This window comes from Lautropia mirabilis, assembly GCF_900637555.1.
In the GTDB taxonomy this organism is placed as follows: domain Bacteria; phylum Pseudomonadota; class Gammaproteobacteria; order Burkholderiales; family Burkholderiaceae_E; genus Lautropia; species Lautropia mirabilis.
This window is the reverse complement of sequence record NZ_LR134378.1, coordinates 2,489,378-2,507,107: the sequence shown is the minus strand read 5'-3', so window position 1 is coordinate 2,507,107 and position 17,730 is coordinate 2,489,378. Positions and strand designations below refer to the sequence as shown.

The window sequence follows — 17,730 nt, the reverse complement described above, 5'->3', positions numbered from 1 at the left end:
TCCAGGGGCGATAGAATGCGGGGACCGATCTTCCAGGGGGTCCCCGATGACTGACTCTTCTTCCGCGCAGCGGCATGACGGCCGCGCGCTGGACGGGCTGCGGCCCGTGCGCTTTCAGCGACGTTTCACACGCCACGCCGAGGGGTCGGTGCTGGTGAGCTTCGGTGACACCCGGGTGCTGTGCACGGCCAGCGTGCTCGACAGCGTGCCGCCCTTCCTGCGTGGCAAGGGACAGGGCTGGGTGACGGCTGAATACGGCATGTTGCCGCGTGCCACCCACACGCGCAGCGACCGCGAGGCGGCGCGCGGCAAGCAGTCCGGGCGCACGCAGGAGATCCAGCGGCTGATCGGCCGCAGCCTGCGGGCGGTGACGGACCTGAAGCGGCTGGGCGAGCGCACCATCCACCTGGATTGCGACGTGCTGCAGGCTGACGGAGGCACGCGCACGGCGGCTATTACCGGCGCCTGGGTGGCGCTGCGCGATGCGGTGAACGGCCTGCTGGCCGCCGGCAAGCTGACCTCCGATCCGCTGCGCGAGGCGGTGGCCGCCATCTCGGTAGGCATCGTGGCGCTGCCTGGCGCAGCTCCGGCCTGCGTGCTCGACCTGGACTACCAGGAAGATTCGGGCTGCGAGACCGACATGAACGTGGTGATGACGGCCTCCGGGGGGCTGGTGGAGATCCAGGGCACGGCCGAGGGGGCACCTTTCTCCCGTCAGCAGGCGAGCGAGCTGCTGGATCTGGCCGCCAAGGGCATCGACGAGCTGGTGCGGCTGCAGCGGGCGGCCTTGCAGGAGGAAGGGGCATGACGGGCGGACATTGGCTGGTGGCGTCGGGCAATCCCGGCAAGCTGAAGGAGCTGCTGGCCATGCTGGCGCCGCGCGGCGTGCGTCTGTCCAGCCAGACCGAGCTGGGCATTCCCGATGCCGAGGAGCCGTGGCCCAGTTTCGTGGAAAATGCGCTGGCCAAGGCCCGGCACGGTGCACGCCTGAGTGGGCTGCCCACGCTGGCGGACGATTCCGGCCTGTGCGTGCCGGCCCTGGGTGGCGCGCCCGGCGTGCGTTCGGCGCGCTTTGCACTGGACGCAATCACCGACCCGGTCGAGCGCGAGGCCTTGCAGGCAGGTGGCCGGGCACGGCTGGATGCCGAGAACATCCGCCATCTGCTGGCACGCTGCCAGGATGTGTCTGCACCGGTGCGAGCGTATTTCTACAGCGTGGTGGTGTGGGTGGCCTCTGCTGACGATCCGCGTCCGCTGATTGCCGAGGGGCTGTGGTGGGGCACGCTGCTGGCGCAGCCGCGGGGTGAAGGGGGCTTCGGCTATGACCCGATCTTCCAGCCCGATGGTCATGCCTGTTCGGCGGCAGAGCTGTCGGCGGAAGAGAAGAACGCCATCAGCCATCGTCATCGTGCGCTGGTGCGGCTGAATACGCTGCTGGACGAGGCAGGCGTCTGATGGGCTTCTTCCGTCCATCCCTGTCCACGCCCGCATCCGTCCATTTTCATCGGCCCTTCTGACCGTGCCTGCTTCCGCCACGCCCATCCGCCTGCATTCCAGCCGCCGCGTGCAGCTGGACAACCTGCCGCCGCTCTCGGTGTATGTCCACATCCCGTGGTGTCTGCGAAAGTGTCCGTATTGCGACTTCAACTCGCACAACCTGCCGGCCGATGGGGTGGACGAGAACGCCTATCTGACGGCGCTGGAGGCCGACCTGGATGCCAGCCTGCCGCTGGTCTGGGGGCGCAGGGTGGTGACGGTGTTCATTGGTGGCGGTACGCCCAGCCTGTTTTCGGGGGCGGCCATTGACCGGCTGTTGTCCAGTCTGCGGGCCCGGCTGCCCCTCATTGCCGATGCCGAGGTGACGATGGAGGCCAACCCGGGCACCTTCGAGCGGGCGCGCTTTGCCGATTACCGGGCTGCGGGCGTCAACCGCCTGTCGCTGGGCATCCAGAGCTTCTCGGACGCCAAGCTGAAGGCGCTGGGGCGCGTGCATGACCGGGCTCAGGCCTGTGCTGCGGCCGAGGCAGCCGCCGAGCTGTTCGAGACCTTCAACCTGGACCTGATGTATGCGCTGCCCGAGCAGACGCTGCCCGAGCTGCGCGCAGACCTGACGCAGGCCCTGGCCTTTTCGCCGCCGCACCTGTCGTGCTACCACCTCACGCTGGAGCCGAACACGCTGTTTGCGCGCTTCCCGCCCCCGGTGCCGGACGAAGACCAGGCGGCTGCCATGCAGGATCTGCTGGGCGAGATGCTGGGTGACAGCTATCGCAACTACGAGGTGTCGGCCTGGGCGCGTCCCGGCCATCAGGCCCAGCACAACCTCAATTACTGGATGTTTGGCGATTACCTGGGCATCGGGGCCGGCGCCCACGGCAAGCTGTCGTTTCCGGACCGGATCGTCCGGCAGGCAAAGTACAAGCACCCGCGCCGCTACATGGAGACGGCGCTGGCCGGCAATGCCTGCGAGATCGACGAGGTGGTGCAGCCCACCGATCTGCCCTTCGAGTTCATGCTGAATGCCCTGCGCCTGACTGAAGGGGTGGACACGGCGCTGTTCCAGGAGCGCACGGGCCTGCTGCCGGCCGTGATCCGGGTGAAGCTGCGCCAGGCCGTGGAGCGCGGGCTGATGGTGGATGATCCGGCGCGGCTGCAACCCACCCCGCTGGGGCGTGCCTTCCTGAACGACCTGCTGGAGATCTTCCTGCCCGAAGAAGGTGGAGAGGGGCATCGGCCCGAGCCTTCGCCCCGGGTGAGCACGGTCAACTGGGTGGACCGGCCGGAGCTGGACTGAAAGGCCTTGCACCGTTATGGTGCATTTGGGGGGCAGATTGCCTCGGTGTGGTGCAATGCTCCGATACAGGGCAGGTCCGCTCATGCTTCCGGCGCCCGGCTCACATCGTGCGCTGGCCCGGTGGAGGCGCACGGCCAAACTCACGGACGGCTGTGGGGGAGGACGGGGCGGTCGTGTGTGGTCCGGACATGGTTGGGGGCACGATGGCCCCGAATGGCTGTGGATGGGCTGCAGGCCGGGGCTTCCCGGTTGCAGGCCATGGTCTGAATGTGCAGGTTTGCCGCAACGGTTTCGGGGGCCGGCAGGCCGTCCGGAGGGCAACATGTAACTTTTTTCTGTGCAGAAGACGGAGTTGGCACGCTTTCTGCTAGTGTGTAGATGACAGGCAGGCCCGGCGCAGTGTCGTCGGGCGGTCATCGGTTGCAACCGCGGTCGGTACGACCGTCGAACAGGAGAAGCTGAGCATGGCAAGCGCCAAGGAAGTGATGAAGAAGATCGAGGACAACGAAGTCAAGTTCGTCGATCTGCGTTTCACCGACATTCGGGGCAAGGAACAGCACATCACGGTACCCATTTCGCATTTCGATGAGGATCGCTTCACCGACGGTCAGGCCTTCGACGGGTCGTCGATGGGCGGCTGGCGCGGCGTCCAGGCCTCCGACATGCTGCTGATCCCCGATCCGGACACGGCCGTGATGGATCCGTTCCGTGAGGAGCCGACGCTGATCCTGACCTGCGACGTGGTCGAACCGACCGAAGGCAAGGGCTATGACCGGGACCCGCGTTCCATCGCCCGCCGGGCCGAGGCCTATCTGCAGTCGTCGGGCATTGGCGACATCGCCTACTTTGGCCCCGAGCCCGAGTTCTTCATCTTCGACAGCGTGACCTGGAAGCAGGACATGTCGGGCAGCATGGTGGCCATCGATTCCGAAGAGGCCTCGTGGTCTTCCGACAGGAAGTTCAATGGCTTCAACAGCGGTCATCGCCCGGGCGTGAAGGGGGGCTATCTGCCGGTGCCGCCGGTGGATTCCTTCCAGGACATGCGCTCGGAAATGGTCATGCTGCTGGAGCAGATGGGCGTGCCCGTGGAAGTTCACCACCACGAGGTGGCAGGTGCCGGCCAGTGCGAGATCGGCACCAAGTTCGCACCGCTGGTGCAGCGTGCCGACTGGCTGCAGCGCATGAAGTACGTGATCCACAACGTGGCGCACGCCTATGGCAAGACGGCCACCTTCATGCCGAAGCCGCTGGTGGGTGACAACGGTTCGGGCATGCACGTGCACATGTCGATCTGGAAGGACGGCACCAACCTGTTCAATGGCGACAAGTACGCGGGGCTGTCGGACTTCGCGCTGTTCTACATCGGCGGCATCATCAAGCACGCCCGCGCGCTGAACGCCATTACCAACCCCAGCACCAACTCGTACAAGCGGCTGGTGCCGCACTACGAGGCGCCGGTCAAGCTGGCCTATTCGGCCCGCAACCGCTCGGCCTCGATCCGCATCCCGTTCGTGAACAGCCCGAAGGCGCGCCGCATCGAGGCCCGCTTCCCGGATCCGGTGGCCAACCCGTACCTGGCATTCGCCGCGCTGATGATGGCGGGCCTGGACGGTGTGCAGAACCGCATCCACCCGGGTGATCCGGCCGAGAAGAACCTCTATGACCTGCCGCCCGAGGAAGACGCGAAGATCCCGACCGTCTGCCATTCGCTGGAACAGGCGCTGGAGGCACTGGATCGCGACCGCGAGTTCCTGACCCGGGGTGGCGTGTTCGACAACGACATGATCGACGCCTTCATCACCCTGAAGATGGAGGAGGTGACGCGCCTGCGGATGGTGCCGCACCCGATCGAGTTCGACATGTACTACAGCTGCTGAGCAAGACGTCCGGCCGGCAGACGGTTGATGCCGCCTGTGCGGCCGGCGTTGTGTCGGTGGCATGCGTACGGCCGCAGGGGTGTGCTTTGCCGGTAGACTGCGAGTGTCTGGACCTTTTCCGGGGACTGTTGCATGAACATGAAAGCACACGACGATGCCGGCCTGCGCCATTCGGTTGTGATGAAGGGACAGCTGCTGCTGGCGGCTGCCCTGCTGGGAGCGGGCATGGCTTCGGCGCCCGTGGCCCTGGCGCAATCGGCTACCACCGTCTACCGCTGCGACGGGCCCGATGGCACGCCGCTCTACCAGAACGCGCTGGGCAAGGGCTGCCGACAGCTGGATCTGCCGCCGATCAACAGCGTGCCGGCCGCCAGGCTGCCGACAGGTTCAGGCTCGGGTGGCAAGTCGGCCCGGGTCAGCGACAGCCAGCAGCGTGGACGTGATTCCGACCGTCGCCGGATCCTGGAAAAGGAGCTGGCCAAGGAGCAGTCGCGGCTGGATGCGCTGAAGCAGGAGTACAACGACGGTTCGCCCGAGCGTCTTGGTGACGAGCGCAATTACCAGAAGTATCTGGATCGGGTGGATCGCCTGAAGGATGAAGTGGCGCAGGCGGCGCAGAACGTGAGTTCCATCCGCCGCGAGATCGATTCGCTGCCCTGAGGGATTCTCCAGGAAGGTTGCGGGCCATCATCCCTGAAGGCCGCCGTCCGGCGGTGGCCGGGATGGGCCCCGACATCCCTGTTTCCCCGGGTGGTCTTTCCCCGGGGAGGGGACGATGGATGACAGTGCGGACGAAGGCTCCGATCAGCCCCGTCACGGCAGCGGCAGGCGCATTCTGCCTGACCTGAGCGGGCTCGACCTGCTGGGGTCGGGCGTGCTGGTGCTGGACGCCGGGAGCCGCGTGGTATTTGCCAATCTGGCGGCCTGCCAGCTGCTGGCGATGACGCCCCGGCGCATGCGCGGCTGCACACCGGGCGAGTTGCTGCCGGACCTGCAGGCACTCGATGCGCCCCTGGATCAGCTGCGCAGCCAGAGCTGGGGGCAGCAGGGCGTGGACATCACCCTGATGCGGCCTGGCCAGGCGCCATTGACCCTGCATTGTCTGGCCGTGGTGCTGGAAGATACGGACGGCATGCTGCTCGTGGAGCTGCACGAGATCGAGCGGCGCCGACGCATCGATCGGGAGACGAGGCTTCACGAGTCGGCGCGCGCCAGTCGTGCCATGCTGCGCCAGCTGGCGCACGAGGTCCGCAATCCGCTGGGGGGTATCCGCGGGGCAGCACAGCTGCTGGAGGCCGATGCCGAGACGGACGCCGTGCGCGAATACACGGGCGTGATCATTCAGGAAGTGGATCGGCTGCAACAGCTGGTGGATCGCCTGCTGGCGCCGGGCAGCGGACGGCGGGCGGTGGCGCGCATCAACATCCACGAAGTGTGCGAACAGGTGCGCCGACTGGTGCAGGCCGAATACGCGGAAGGGCTTGTCATCGAACGCGACTATGACGCCAGCCTGCCGGAACTGGAGGCCGACCGGGCGCAGCTGGTGCAGGCGCTGCTGAATCTGGTGCGCAACGCTGCCCAGGCCATGCAGGGCCGCGGCACCATTCTGCTCAGGACGCGCGTCGCGCGCCAGGTGGTGATCGCCCACGTGGGCTACCGGCTGGCCCTGGCGCTGGACGTGATCGACGACGGGCCGGGCGTTTCGCCTACCATGCAGGAGCGGATGTTCCTGCCGCTGGTGAGTGGACGCGAGGGTGGCAGCGGGCTGGGGCTGCCGGTGGCGCAGGGCATCGTCGAGGCCCATGGAGGAAGCATCGAATGCGAGAGTCGACCGGGATGGACCGATTTCAGGATCCTGCTGCCGCTGCTGTAGCCGGGCAGGGGGGGCAGACCGTCCGAACGGGCGGAGACATGACGGGGGTGATGGCAGCCGGCGAGGTCTGGGTGGTGGATGACGATCACTCGATCCGCTGGGTGCTGGAGCGTGCGCTGGTTCGGGCCGGCTTCGGGGTACGCACCTTCGCCCAGGTCGATGAGGTGCTGGCAGCGCTGGCAGTGAGCGAACCGGCCGTGTTGGTGTCGGACATCCGCATGCCGGGAGCCAGCGGCATCGAGCTGCTCTATCAGGTGCGCCAGCGACGCCCCGCGCTGCCGGTGATCATCATGACCGCCTATTCGGACCTGGACAGCGCAGTCTCGGCCTTCCAGGCCGGTGCTTTCGAGTACCTGCCCAAGCCCTTTGACCTGATGCAGGCCGTGGCGCTGGTGCAGCGGGCGGCGCAGGGCAGGGCCGAGGCCGCCCGAGGGGCCGCGTCGGCACGACCATCGGGTCGGGGCGCGGGGGCCGGTGCCCATTCGGATCCTGAACGGGGGGCGAAGGCTCAGGCGACTCAGTTCCCCCAGGCCGGAGCCCGCATGTCGGATGCCGGCCTGCTGGGCCAGGCACCGGCCATGCAGGCGGTGTACCGTGCCATCGGCCGTCTGGCCCGATCCGATGCCACCGTGCTGCTGACCGGCCAGTCCGGGACGGGCAAGGAACGGGTGGCGAGGGCGCTGCATCAGCACAGCGTGCGGGCTGAACGGCCGTTCGTGGCGATCAACATGGCGGCCATCCCGCGTGACCTGATGGAATCGGAACTGTTCGGGCACGAACGGGGCGCCTTCACGGGCGCACAGACCCTGCGGCGTGGCCGTTTCGAGCAGGCCGAAGGGGGGACGCTCTTTCTGGACGAGATCGGCGACATGCCGGCCGAGATGCAGACGAGGCTGCTGCGGGTGCTGTCCGAAGGCCACTTCTACCGTGTGGGAGGCAACCAGCCCGTGAAGAGCCGCGTGCGGGTGATTGCCGCCACGCATCAGGACCTGGAGGCGCGTGTGGCCCAGGGGCTCTTTCGGGATGACCTCTTCCATCGTCTGAACGTGATCCGCCTGCGCCTGCCCCCACTGGCCGAGCGCGTGGAGGACATTCCGCTGCTGGCTGAGCATTTTCTGGCCGAAAGCGCAGCCTCGCTGGGGGTGGAGCCCAAGCAGCTGGGGGCAGATGCCCTGCGGGTGCTGTGCGCCTTTGACTGGCCGGGCAACGTGCGGCAGCTGGAAAATGTCTGCCAATGGCTGACGGTGATGACGGCAGCGCATGTGGTGACGATGGCAGACCTGCCGCCCGAGATGTTGCCATCCCGAGGGGCTGCCGCTGCCACGCGCCCGGTGACGGAGGCCGCATCCGTTGCGGCCCCGCAGGCTTCGGGCACACCTCCCGTACCCACGGATGCCGCGGATCAGGAGGAGGGGCATCGGCAGAGTGCCGACCCGGAAGGCTGGTGTGAGGTGCTGGTGAAGCTGGCCCGGCAGCAGCTGGAAGATCCGCAAGCCCGCGATCTGCTGACTCCCTTGCAGGCAAGTTTCGAGCGCACGCTCATCGAAGCGGCGCTGGAGGCCACCGGGGGGCACCGCGGTGAAGCCGCCCGTCGCCTGGGGCTGGGCCGCAACACGCTGGCCCGCAAGATACGCGACCTGGGCATCGACTGAGCGTGCATCATCCGGTCAGCCGATGGCCCGGGCGGGTTCTGCCTGAGCTTTCCTGTCTGAGCGGGTTCCCGCATGAGGGTCTGCACGGGCCGATGATGCAGCTTGCGGTACCATCGTCGTCTTTGGGTTGTGCCGATGCCACGGTGGCATCGGACCGTATGTCGTCAGAACATGGGCCAGGGTGACTGCCTGTCGCAGCTCATCCAGCCGGAATCGAGGGTGCATGGTGTCGGAGTCCGTTTCGCAGGAACCGCTGATCCGGCTGGAAAAGCTCAACAAGTCCTTTTCCCTGAACGGGGGTGACCGCTTTGATGCGGTGCGCGATGTGTCGCTGACCGTTGCGCGTGGCGATGCGCTGGGGCTCATCGGGCGCAGTGGTGCAGGCAAGTCCACGCTGCTGCGGCTGATGAACCTGCTGGAGCGCCCGGACAGTGGCCGGGTCTTCGTGTCCGGCCAGGAGCTGACGGCGCTGGACAAGAAGGGCCTACGCGATGCCCGCCAGAAGATCGGCATGATCTTCCAGCAGTTCAACCTGCTGCAGAACGCCACGGTGTCCGACAACATCGCCTTCCCGCTGCGCATCCACGGCCGGCATGACCGGGCCGCCATTGCGGCGCGGGTGCGTGAGTGTGCCGAGGTGGTGGGCCTGGTCGACAAGCTGGATCACTACCCGGCCCAGCTGTCTGGCGGCCAGAAGCAGCGGGTGGCCATTGCGCGGGCGCTGGCGCCCGAGCCCAGCGTGCTGTTGTGTGACGAACCCACGTCCGCGCTGGACACCGAGACCACGCGCTCGGTGCTGGCCACGCTGAAGGAAATCAACCAGCGGCTGGGCGTGACCATCGTCATCGTCACGCACGAACTCTCGGTGGTGCTGGCGCTGTGCCGGCAGGCTGCCGTGGTGGAGCAGGGCCTTCTGGTCGAAAAGCTTGACCTCGACGGCAGTGCGCCGCTGGCACCCATCTCGGCCCTGGGCCGCGAGCTGGTGCAGCACCTGCATGCCGGACAGGGACGTGGATCCATGGCGGCCCAGGGTGCTGCCGGCCGCGCGCAGGGGTCCTTGGATACGACAGGCGGGGCGCAGGCCCCGCAGGCATAGGAGCGCCAGGATGCTGGATGCGCTTTGGGCGGCACTGCCGCCATCGATTGTGGATGTGCTGCCCGAGCTGTGGGTGGCCCTGGGCGAGACCCTGGTGATGATGGCCGTGGGCCTGACGGCTGCCGTGCTGATCGGCGGGCCGCTGGGCATCTGGCTCTTCCTGCTGAGTCCAGGCCAGTCCATGCAGAACCGCGTGCTGTTCGCCGTGGTGGGCTGGCTGGTGAACATGGTGCGTTCGTTCCCGTTCGTCATCCTGCTGGTGGCGCTGGTGCCGTTCACCCGCTGGCTGGTGGGGACCTCCATCGGCCCCATGGCCGCCTCGGTGCCGCTGGCCTGTGCCGCCATCCCGTACTTCGCTCGTCTGGTGGAGCAGAGCCTGCGCGAAGTGCCGCGCGGCGTGATTGAGGCTGCCCATGCCATGGGGGCCAGCGAACGCCAGATCATCTGGCGCGTGCTGCTCGTCGAAGCCCGCTCGGGCATCGTCCAGTCGCTGGTGGTGCTGTCCATCAGCTTCCTGTCGTACACCGCCATTGCCGGCGTGGTGGGTGGCGGTGGCGTGGGTGACCTGGCCATCCGCTATGGCTACCAGCGCTTCCAGAACGATGTGATGCTGCTGACGGTTGCCATTCTGGTGGTGATGGTCCAGCTCATCCAGGTGATCGGCAACCACGTGGCGCGGCGGCTGGACAAGCGCTGAGCACGAAGAAGACCGTTCTGGCGGCATGGGCATCTGTATTGAGGGCGCAACAGGTCGCGTCGCCGCGCGTGACATGCGGCGGATTTCATCCGACGAACGGTAGACAACGGGCGTTCGCCGCAGAATAATTCGCGCCGTGTCCTGTCTGGCAGGGCACGGATGCCCCTTGCGGGCGTCCGGGGCCGTCACTTCAGGGGGCCCGTCTCTCTCCTCCTCCGGCGCAGGTGTCCTGCGCTTTCCGTATCGATCCCGCTGGTCTTTCCCTGCGTCATCCTGCAGGCCGCTCGCCTGGCGTGCTTTCGCACGCAGGTCCGTCCTTCGGTCGTGGGGGCCCGGCATCCCTTGCCGGATGGTGAACGCAGGTCCGGATGACGGGTCGGAGATGGGGTGAGACGCATTGCCAGGCGGCTTCTCATCATCGATTCCGGAGTCCTTACATGTCTTCGTCCCGTTTCATCCCAAATTCCACGGGGAACGCCGCGGCCGTGCGTCCACTGCGTCCCGTGATGCACACCATGGCCTCGATGGCCCTGCTGCTGGCTGCCAGCGGCGGCGCGGCCAGCGCACTGGCCCAGGAAGAGAACCAGGCTTCTGCAGCCGAGACCCAGACGCTGGGCACCATCTCGGTGGTGGGGGACTGGCTGGGTGATGCCGACGAGAAGAACGTGCAGGAGCATCCGGGTGCCCGTGACGTGATCCGCCGTGAACAGGTCGAGGCCCAGGGCCTGACCAACGTGCGCCAGGTGCTCAACCGCATTCCTGGCGTCAACGCCCCCGAGAACAACGGTACCGGCGGCCATGACATGGCGCTGAACTTCGGCATTCGCGGTCTGAACCCGCGTCTGGCCACCCGCTCCACGCTGCTGATGGACGGCATTCCCATTCCCTATGCGCCCTATGGCCAGCCGCAGCTGTCGCTGGGCCCGATCTCGATGGGCAACATGGATGCGGTGGACGTGGTGCGCGGTGGTGGTGCCGTGCGCTATGGCCCCCAGAACGTGGGCGGCATCGTCAACTTCGTCACCCGGGCGATCCCCGAGGACTTCGACATCGACGCCAGCATGCAGCTGGGCTACAGCCCGTCCTCGACGCAGCACAAGCCCAAGAAGAACGCCAGCTTCCGTGTGGGCGGCACGATGGACAACGGCCTGGGCGGCGCCATCCTGTATTCGGGCGTGCGTGGTGCCGACTATCGCCAGCACAGCGACACCCGTATTGACGACGTGATCCTGAAGGGTCAGTACGCGCTGAATGCCGTGCACAGCGTTCACGCCATCGCCCAGTACTATGACGGCGAAGCCGACATGCCGGGCGGCCTGACGGTGGATGCCTTCAAGGCCGATCCCTACCAGTCCACCCGTCCGGTGGACCGTTTCTGGGGCCGTCGCACGCTGGTGGGTGCTGGCTACGACTACACCGACGGCAGCCGCAAGGCCAGCGTCAACACCTTCTTCACCAAAACGCTGCGTAGCGGCTTCCTGAACCAGGGCACCTTCGTGTCGCTGTCGCCGCGCTACTACTGGGTGCGCGGCATCGAGGCCCGCGCCTCGCAGGGCGTGAATCTGGGCGCCACCCACCACGAGATCGGCATCGGCTATCGCTACATCGACGAGTCCAGCCACGAGCTGCGCTATCGGGAAACCACGGCCAGCGGCCTGCTGCCCACTGTTGCCAGCCGCAACGACCGTGACACCCGTGGCAAGACCGAGGCCCACGCTGTCTACCTGGATGACCGCATCGACTGGGGCCTCTGGACCATCACCCCGGGCGTGCGCTACGAGCGCATCGACCAGCAGCAGATCAACGTGCTGACGGGTCGTCCGTTCAAGGGTGACTACAGCACTGCACTGCCGGCCCTGAACGTGCTGTACCGGCTGGATGAGGGCTGGAACCTGTACGCCAACACCGAAGGCTCGTTCGGCAGCGTGCAGTACAGCCAGATGCCCAACCGCGTCCGTCAGGGTCTGGTCAAGCCCGAGAAGGCCCGCACCTGGGAATTCGGTACCCGCTATGACCAGGGCGTGCTGCGCGCCGAGATCGGTGCCTTCCTGATCAACTTCAACAACCAGTACGACAGCAGCCAGATCACCGACAGCGTGATCGCTCGCGGCAAGACCCGTCATGCGGGCATCGAGAGCAGCTTCGGCTATCGCCTGGACGAGCTGATGCCGGCCCTGAAGGGCACCGAGGTGTACGGAAACTACGCCTACGTGGATGCCTCCATCCGCGAGGAAGGCCCGAACAAGGGCAACCAGGTGCCGTTCTCGTCAAAACACAAGGGGCTGCTGGGCATCAGTTACACCCAGGACGCCTGGCAGGCCGGCTTCGAGGGCGAATTCCAGTCCTCGCAGTATGCCGACAACGCGAACACCGTGGCTGAAAGCGCCGACGGCAGCACGGGCCGCATCCCCGGCTATGGCACCTGGAACCTGCGTGGCTCCTATGACTTCGGGCCGTCGCTGCACCACTTGAAGATCGGTGCCGGCATCAAGAACATCTTTGGCCGCGAGTTCTATACCCGCTCGTACGACGACAACAACAAGGGCAAGTACCTGGGCCAGCCGCGCACGGTCTACGTGCAGGCCTCCATCCGGTTCTGATCGTCCCTGACGTGCTCATGACATCCTGATGGATGTCATGCAAGAAAGCGGCCTGCGGGCCGCTTTTTTGTGGGGTGCCCCAGGCGAAGTCATCTCCAGCGTGGTGATGATTCTCGTAGGAGTCGCAGCGCCCAGGGGGGCCTTCCTCGGCTCATGCTGTCTGCTAAGTGAGCGCCTCGTACGTGACATACCGCACAAAGTTACACCTGCGCCATAGCCCGTCCACACCACTCTGATATGCTGCCGCGCTTCAGCAACCATACAAGGAGCCCTGCCATGGGTTGGTTTTCCAGCAAGAGCGATCCCAAGTTCTTCCTCTCCACCGTTCCTCCCGAACCCGGTCGCGTCAGTGAATACCTGGGCGTCGTCAGCGGCGAAGCCGTGATCGGTGCCAACCTGTTCCGCGACATGTTCGCCTCCGTGCGTGACGTGGTGGGCGGCCGGGCCGGTGGCTACGAGCGGGCACTGGCCGGCGCTCGCCAGGCCGCTCTGGACGAGATGGTGGCTGCCGCCCGCGACAAGGGCGCCAACGGCATCGTCGGCATCGACTTCGACTACGAAGTGCTGGGTGAAACCAACGGCATGATGATGGTGGCCGTCAGCGGCACCGCCGTGAAGATCGCCTGATCGGCCAAACCGTCTCCCCAAAAAGGAAGCGCCCCGGTTCGGGGCGCTTTTTTTTTACTGGGCACACGGCAGCGGGCGCCCTCGGCCTGGCCTCATTTCACGGGCGGCTTGGGCCCCAGCTTGACTTCCATCTTTGGCCGGATGATCGGGCCCTTGCCGGGCACCTTGTCGACGCGGGGACGGATCAGCATCGGCACGAAGCGCCACAGGTAGACGCCAAAGGCCACGATCCAGGCAGCGCCCGCCGTGTGCAGCGTCGGGGTGTTGAAGGGCACCGGCAGGGCCAGCGCCAGCAGGCGCAGAATGGCCGACACCAGCACCAGCCAGTAGCACAGCACCATGTAGCGGTCGGTCTGCAGCGGCCGGCCCAGGTGGCCCAGCGCGGTGCGGGTGACCATGCCGATGATCAGCAGCGAGAACCCGGCGATGCCGATGATGTGCACGGCCCAGACAGGACGCTCGGCAAGGCCTGCCATCTGCGCGGCGGCCACCACCAGCCCGATGCCCAGGCCCGCATAGCCGGCGTACAGGATCCACAGGATGGGCTTGTGCAGCACGGCCCGGGGCTTCCAGCTGATGACCTGCCAGAGTGCGATGAAACCCGAGGTGGCCAGGAAGAGGGCGGCAAGCACCTGCCATTGCAGCAGGGAAAAGACGATGGCTGCCATGCCGGCTGCCAGCTGCCAGTGGCCGCTTTCGAGATGCTTGGGAATGTCGAGTCCGGCCACCGCGCGCGAGGCGAAGAACGGCGTGACGCGGCGTGCCACCAGCAGGGCAATGACGGCCATGGCCAGCATGCCGGTCCGGAAGAAGTCCATGATGCGCTCATAGTCGCCTTCCTCCACGGCCAGCAGGAACATCAGGTTGGCCACACCCATCAGCAGCAGCATGGGGGGAATGCCGTAGTTGCGCTGGCTGCGGGCACGGTAGATGCTGTGCGACATCGCCACGGCGCCCCAGCCGAAGAACAGGCTCTCGGCCACCACGCCCACCCAGAAGGCGGCGTCGGCCGGCACCAGATAGGCGATGCGGGCGAGGATCCAGAACAGGCAGCAGACGGCCAGCGCACGCCCCTTGATGGGCGTGATGCCCGTCCAGGTGGCGCCAGCCGTGAACAGGAAGCCCACCGCGATGGTGATGATGAAGCCCCAGAGCATTTCATGGGCGTGCCAGAACACGCCGCCCAGCGTGCCCTGCAGCATGCTTGGGAAGTACACCCACAGCAACACGCCCATGATGGCCCAGAAGCAGCCGAGGGAGTAGAGCGGGCGGAAACCGAGTTCCAGAAAGGCGGCCCATTGCGGGCGTGCGGAGGTGGGAGCGGGTTCTTCGATCGAGAGCAACATGGAGCAGGGCCGTGTCGGGATGCAGATTGTTCCGTGCATGGTAGAGCGCCCGGAACGAGCGGGCATTGATTTTTGTCGAGCCTGCTCAGGCACTCCACGGGATACAGGGACATACCCGGGATGTCAGGTGCTGGCCGATCTGGTAGGCTGACGCTCTGCAGCAAATTCCCCATTCAAGAACCAAGGAGAGACGACGTGCGGGTGATCGTGATGGGCGCCGGAGTGGTGGGCGTGACCACGGCCTGGTATCTGCACCAGGCAGGCCATGAGGTGACGGTACTGGAACGCAACGGGGGGGCTGCCTGCGAGACGAGTTTCGGCAATGGTGGGCAGATCTCGGTCAGCCACGCCGAACCCTGGGCCAACCCGTCGGCCCCCCTGAAGCTGCTGAAATGGCTGGGGCGGGAAGATGCACCGCTGCTCTTCCGGTTGCGGGCCGACCCGGCGCAGTGGCGCTGGGGCCTGCAGTTCCTGCGCGAGTGCTCGGCGGAGCGCACCCGCCACAACATGATCCAGCTCATCAACCTGGGCACCTACAGCCGTGCCAGCCTGCAGGCGCTGCGTGAGGAGACGGGCATCCAGTATGACCACCTCACGAAGGGGATCATGCACTTCTACACCAGCCAGAAGGATTTCGATGAGGCGCTGGAGCCCGCACGGATCATGCAGGAAATGGGGGTGGTGCGCGAGATCATCACGCCCGACCGCGTGGTCGAGATCGAGCCGGCCCTGGCCTCGGCACGCAACCAGCTGGCAGGCGCCACCTTCACGCCGGCCGACGAATCCGGTGACGTCAACCTGTTCACCACCCGCCTGGCGGCCCTGGCGGCCGAGAAGGGCGTGAAGTTCCGCTTCGGCGTGCGCATCCAGAAGCTGCTGGTGGCCGGTGGCGAGATGCAGGGCGTGGAGCTGGCCGACGAGCACGGCCAGTACGAAGTGGCCAAGGCCGATGCCTATGTGCTGGCGCTGGGCAGCTTCAGCGCAGGGCTGGCGCGTGACATCGGCATCCGGCTGGACATCTATCCGGCCAAGGGCTATTCGGCCACGCTGCCGGTGCTGGACCCGGCCAGGGCGCCGCAGGTCAGCCTGACCGATGACGAGTACAAGCTCGTGTATTCGCGCTTTGGCAACCGGCTACGGGTGGCCGGCACAGCCGAGCTGAACGGCTACGGCATGGCGCTGAACCCGGTGCGCTGCGAGGCGCTCGTCAAGCGCACGCTGGCGCTGTTCCCGGGCGTGAGCGATCCGAAACAGGCGAAGTTCTGGACCGGTCTGCGGCCGACCACACCGGGCAACGTGCCCTATATCGGTCGCAGCCGGGTGGGTGGACTGTTCCTGAACACCGGCCACGGCACGCTGGGCTGGACCCATGGTTGTGGCTCGGGTCGGGCATTGGCCGAGCTGATGTCCGGACGTCGGCCGGACGTGGACTTCCAGTTCTCGGGCTGAGCCGGACCGGATGTTCCGTGGGCCGGCGGTGTCGAAACCGCCGGCCAGGCTGCATCAGGCGCCCTTGCTCTTTTGTCGGCGGGCACTCAGGGTGCCGATCAGCAGCACCAGCAGGGCGCCGCCCACCTCGGCGATGTACTTGATCTGCGGTTGCCAGGCACTGACGTGGTCGGCCACGGCCGGGTCGGTGATCAGCATGCCACCGGCAATCCACCCCAGCAGCATGCCGCCGATGGTGATGACGATGGGAAAGCGGTCCATCAGCCGGATGACCATCTGGCTGCCCCAGATGATGATGGGCACGCTGACCAGCAGACCGAAGATCACCAGCGGGATCTCATGGTGACCGCCCACGCTCTGCGCAGCACCGGCAATGGCAATCACGTTGTCGATGCTCATCACCAGGTCAGCAACGATGACGGTGCGCACCGCCACCCACAGCTTGTCCGAACTGGCGATGTTGCCGTGTGCGTCCTCTTCTTCGGGCAGCAGCAGCTTCACGCCGATCCACAGCAGCAGCAGCGCGCCCACCACCTTCAGGTAGGGGACCGACAGCAGTGACAGCGCAAAGACAATCAGCAGGATGCGCAGCGCAATGGCGCCGATCGTCCCCCAGACGATGCCCTGACGCCGCTTGGAGGGGTCGAGCTTGCGCACGGCCAGGGCGATGACCACCGCGTTGTCGCCGCCCAGCAGGATGTCGATGAGCACGATCTGGCCAACAGCCAGCCAGAACGCGGGAGAGGTGAAATCCAGTTCCATGTAAGAGAAGCTCCGAGGAAGGGGGCGTCCAGGTTTCAGGGACGGAGAGTTTAACGCTCGTACCCCCTGCCTGGCGGAGAATCTGGGGCCTGCGATGCGGGATGGTCACGCCCGTCGGGCGCCCTGGCGGACCTGTACCCGGCGTTCCAGCCAGCTCTTGAGGATCAGCGTGAGAACGGCCATCAGCGCCAGGATGGCGGCGGCCGTGAAGGCCGCGGCTGTCTTGTAGTCGTTGTTGAGCTGCTCGACCAGCAGCGGCAGCGTCATCGTCTGGTTCAGGGTCGCCCCCGAGACCACCGACACCGCGCCAAACTCGCCAACGGCACGGGCATTCGTGATCATCACCCCGTACAGCAGGGCCCAGCGGATGCGGGGCAGGCTCACCTTCCGGAAGATCTGCCAGCCGCTGGCGCCCAGCAGCAGCGCTGCCTGTTCCTCCTCGTTGCCCTGCGTCTGCATCAGCGGAATGAGCAGCCGCGCCACGTAGGGCGAGGTCACGAAAATGGTGACCATGATGATGCCTGGCCAGGCAAACATCAGCTGGATGTCGCGGTCGGAAAACCACTGACCCACCACCGACTCGGCCCCATACAGCAGCAGGTAGCACAGACCCGCCACCACCGGCGAGGTGGCGTAGGGAATGTCGATCAGCGCCAGCATCAGCCGCCGGCCTCGAAAGCGGTAGTGAGTGACGCACCAGGCAAAGGCCAGCCCGAAGGCCAGGTTCACTGGAATGGTGACCAGCGTGGCCAGCAGCGTCAGCCCGAAGGCATGGTGCAGATAGTCGGCCGACAGGTTCTCGATCAGCAGCGCCCAGCCACCGGCCGCCACCTGGGCAAAGATCATGGTCAGCGGAAGCACCAGCAGCAGACCCGCGGCCAGCAGTGCCAGCACCAGCAGCAGTCGCTGCACCCCGTTGGCCGGGCTCCGGCGCGGACCGTTCGTGCGTTTGTCCATGCG

General features: G+C 66.4%; 15 protein-coding genes. 12 read left to right on the top strand and 3 right to left on the bottom strand.

The genetic code is table 11. The features are described from left to right. Window positions 1-46 precede the first annotated feature (46 nt). The 11 genes from rph to EL249_RS10160 all read left to right on the top strand — a co-directional run bounded on the left by rph (window position 47) and on the right by EL249_RS10160 (window position 13,213). Entirely contained in the window at window positions 47-808 is a 762-nt protein-coding gene (gene rph, locus EL249_RS10210) for a ribonuclease PH (protein WP_005672617.1), read from the top strand. Then, entirely contained in the window at window positions 805-1,455 is a 651-nt protein-coding gene (locus EL249_RS10205; RefSeq protein ID WP_005672618.1) for a non-canonical purine NTP pyrophosphatase, read from the top strand. The genes rph and EL249_RS10205 overlap by 4 nt, the downstream gene beginning before the upstream one ends. Before the next feature lie 64 nt (window positions 1,456-1,519). Continuing rightward, window positions 1,520-2,791, top strand: a complete 1,272-nt coding sequence (gene hemW / locus EL249_RS10200; RefSeq protein WP_005672620.1) for a radical SAM family heme chaperone HemW — start codon at window positions 1,520-1,522, stop codon at window positions 2,789-2,791. 464 nt (window positions 2,792-3,255) lie between these two features. Further along, the gene (gene glnA, locus EL249_RS10195) at window positions 3,256-4,668 is read left to right on the top strand and encodes a type I glutamate--ammonia ligase (RefSeq protein WP_005672621.1); all 1,413 of its coding nucleotides are present in this window, start codon (window positions 3,256-3,258) and stop codon (window positions 4,666-4,668) included. A 132-nt stretch (window positions 4,669-4,800) separates the two neighbouring features. After that, window positions 4,801-5,328 (top strand): hypothetical protein, encoded by a 528-nt coding sequence (locus tag EL249_RS10190; RefSeq protein WP_005672623.1) that lies wholly within the window; start codon window positions 4,801-4,803, stop codon window positions 5,326-5,328. A gap of 115 nt (window positions 5,329-5,443) precedes the next feature. Further along, window positions 5,444-6,541 carry a nitrogen regulation protein NR(II) gene (gene glnL / locus EL249_RS10185; protein WP_005672625.1) on the top strand — a complete coding sequence of 366 codons (1,098 nt, stop codon included), beginning with the start codon at window positions 5,444-5,446 and terminating at the stop codon, window positions 6,539-6,541. A gap of 50 nt (window positions 6,542-6,591) precedes the next feature. Continuing rightward, window positions 6,592-8,193 (top strand): sigma 54-interacting transcriptional regulator, encoded by a 1,602-nt coding sequence (locus EL249_RS10180; protein WP_040529672.1) that lies wholly within the window; start codon window positions 6,592-6,594, stop codon window positions 8,191-8,193. Between the two features lie 223 nt (window positions 8,194-8,416). Further along, window positions 8,417-9,289, top strand: a complete 873-nt coding sequence (locus EL249_RS10175; protein WP_005672629.1) for a methionine ABC transporter ATP-binding protein — start codon at window positions 8,417-8,419, stop codon at window positions 9,287-9,289. A gap of 10 nt (window positions 9,290-9,299) precedes the next feature. Beyond that, window positions 9,300-9,986, top strand: a complete 687-nt coding sequence (locus EL249_RS10170) for a methionine ABC transporter permease (protein ID WP_005672631.1) — start codon at window positions 9,300-9,302, stop codon at window positions 9,984-9,986. A gap of 485 nt (window positions 9,987-10,471) precedes the next feature. Beyond that, window positions 10,472-12,586, top strand: coding sequence for a TonB-dependent Fe(3+) dicitrate receptor FecA (gene fecA, locus EL249_RS10165; RefSeq protein ID WP_269471748.1), 2,115 nt, complete (start codon window positions 10,472-10,474; stop codon window positions 12,584-12,586). A gap of 276 nt (window positions 12,587-12,862) precedes the next feature. Next, window positions 12,863-13,213: a heavy metal-binding domain-containing protein gene (locus EL249_RS10160; protein ID WP_005672636.1), complete on the top strand. Its 351-nt coding sequence runs from the start codon at window positions 12,863-12,865 to the stop codon at window positions 13,211-13,213. A 92-nt stretch (window positions 13,214-13,305) separates the two neighbouring features. Here EL249_RS10160 and EL249_RS10155 read toward each other — a convergent pair whose 3' ends face one another. Next, the gene (locus EL249_RS10155; RefSeq protein ID WP_005672637.1) at window positions 13,306-14,559 is read right to left on the bottom strand and encodes an NnrS family protein; all 1,254 of its coding nucleotides are present in this window, start codon (window positions 14,557-14,559) and stop codon (window positions 13,306-13,308) included. Between the two features lie 120 nt (window positions 14,560-14,679). On the opposite strand from EL249_RS10155, the gene EL249_RS10150 reads away from it, so the two are divergent. Beyond that, window positions 14,680-16,008: a D-amino acid dehydrogenase gene (locus EL249_RS10150; protein ID WP_324603167.1), complete on the top strand. Its 1,329-nt coding sequence runs from the start codon at window positions 14,680-14,682 to the stop codon at window positions 16,006-16,008. 54 nt (window positions 16,009-16,062) lie between these two features. Here EL249_RS10150 and EL249_RS10145 read toward each other — a convergent pair whose 3' ends face one another. Together EL249_RS10145 and EL249_RS10140 are read right to left on the bottom strand one after the other, a co-directional pair. Beyond that, window positions 16,063-16,770 carry a TerC family protein gene (locus EL249_RS10145; RefSeq protein WP_005672639.1) on the bottom strand — a complete coding sequence of 236 codons (708 nt, stop codon included), beginning with the start codon at window positions 16,768-16,770 and terminating at the stop codon, window positions 16,063-16,065. Window positions 16,771-16,875: 105 nt separating this feature from the next. Further along, window positions 16,876-17,727: a sulfate ABC transporter permease gene (locus tag EL249_RS10140; protein WP_005672640.1), complete on the bottom strand. Its 852-nt coding sequence runs from the start codon at window positions 17,725-17,727 to the stop codon at window positions 16,876-16,878. Window positions 17,728-17,730: the final 3 nt, after the last annotated feature.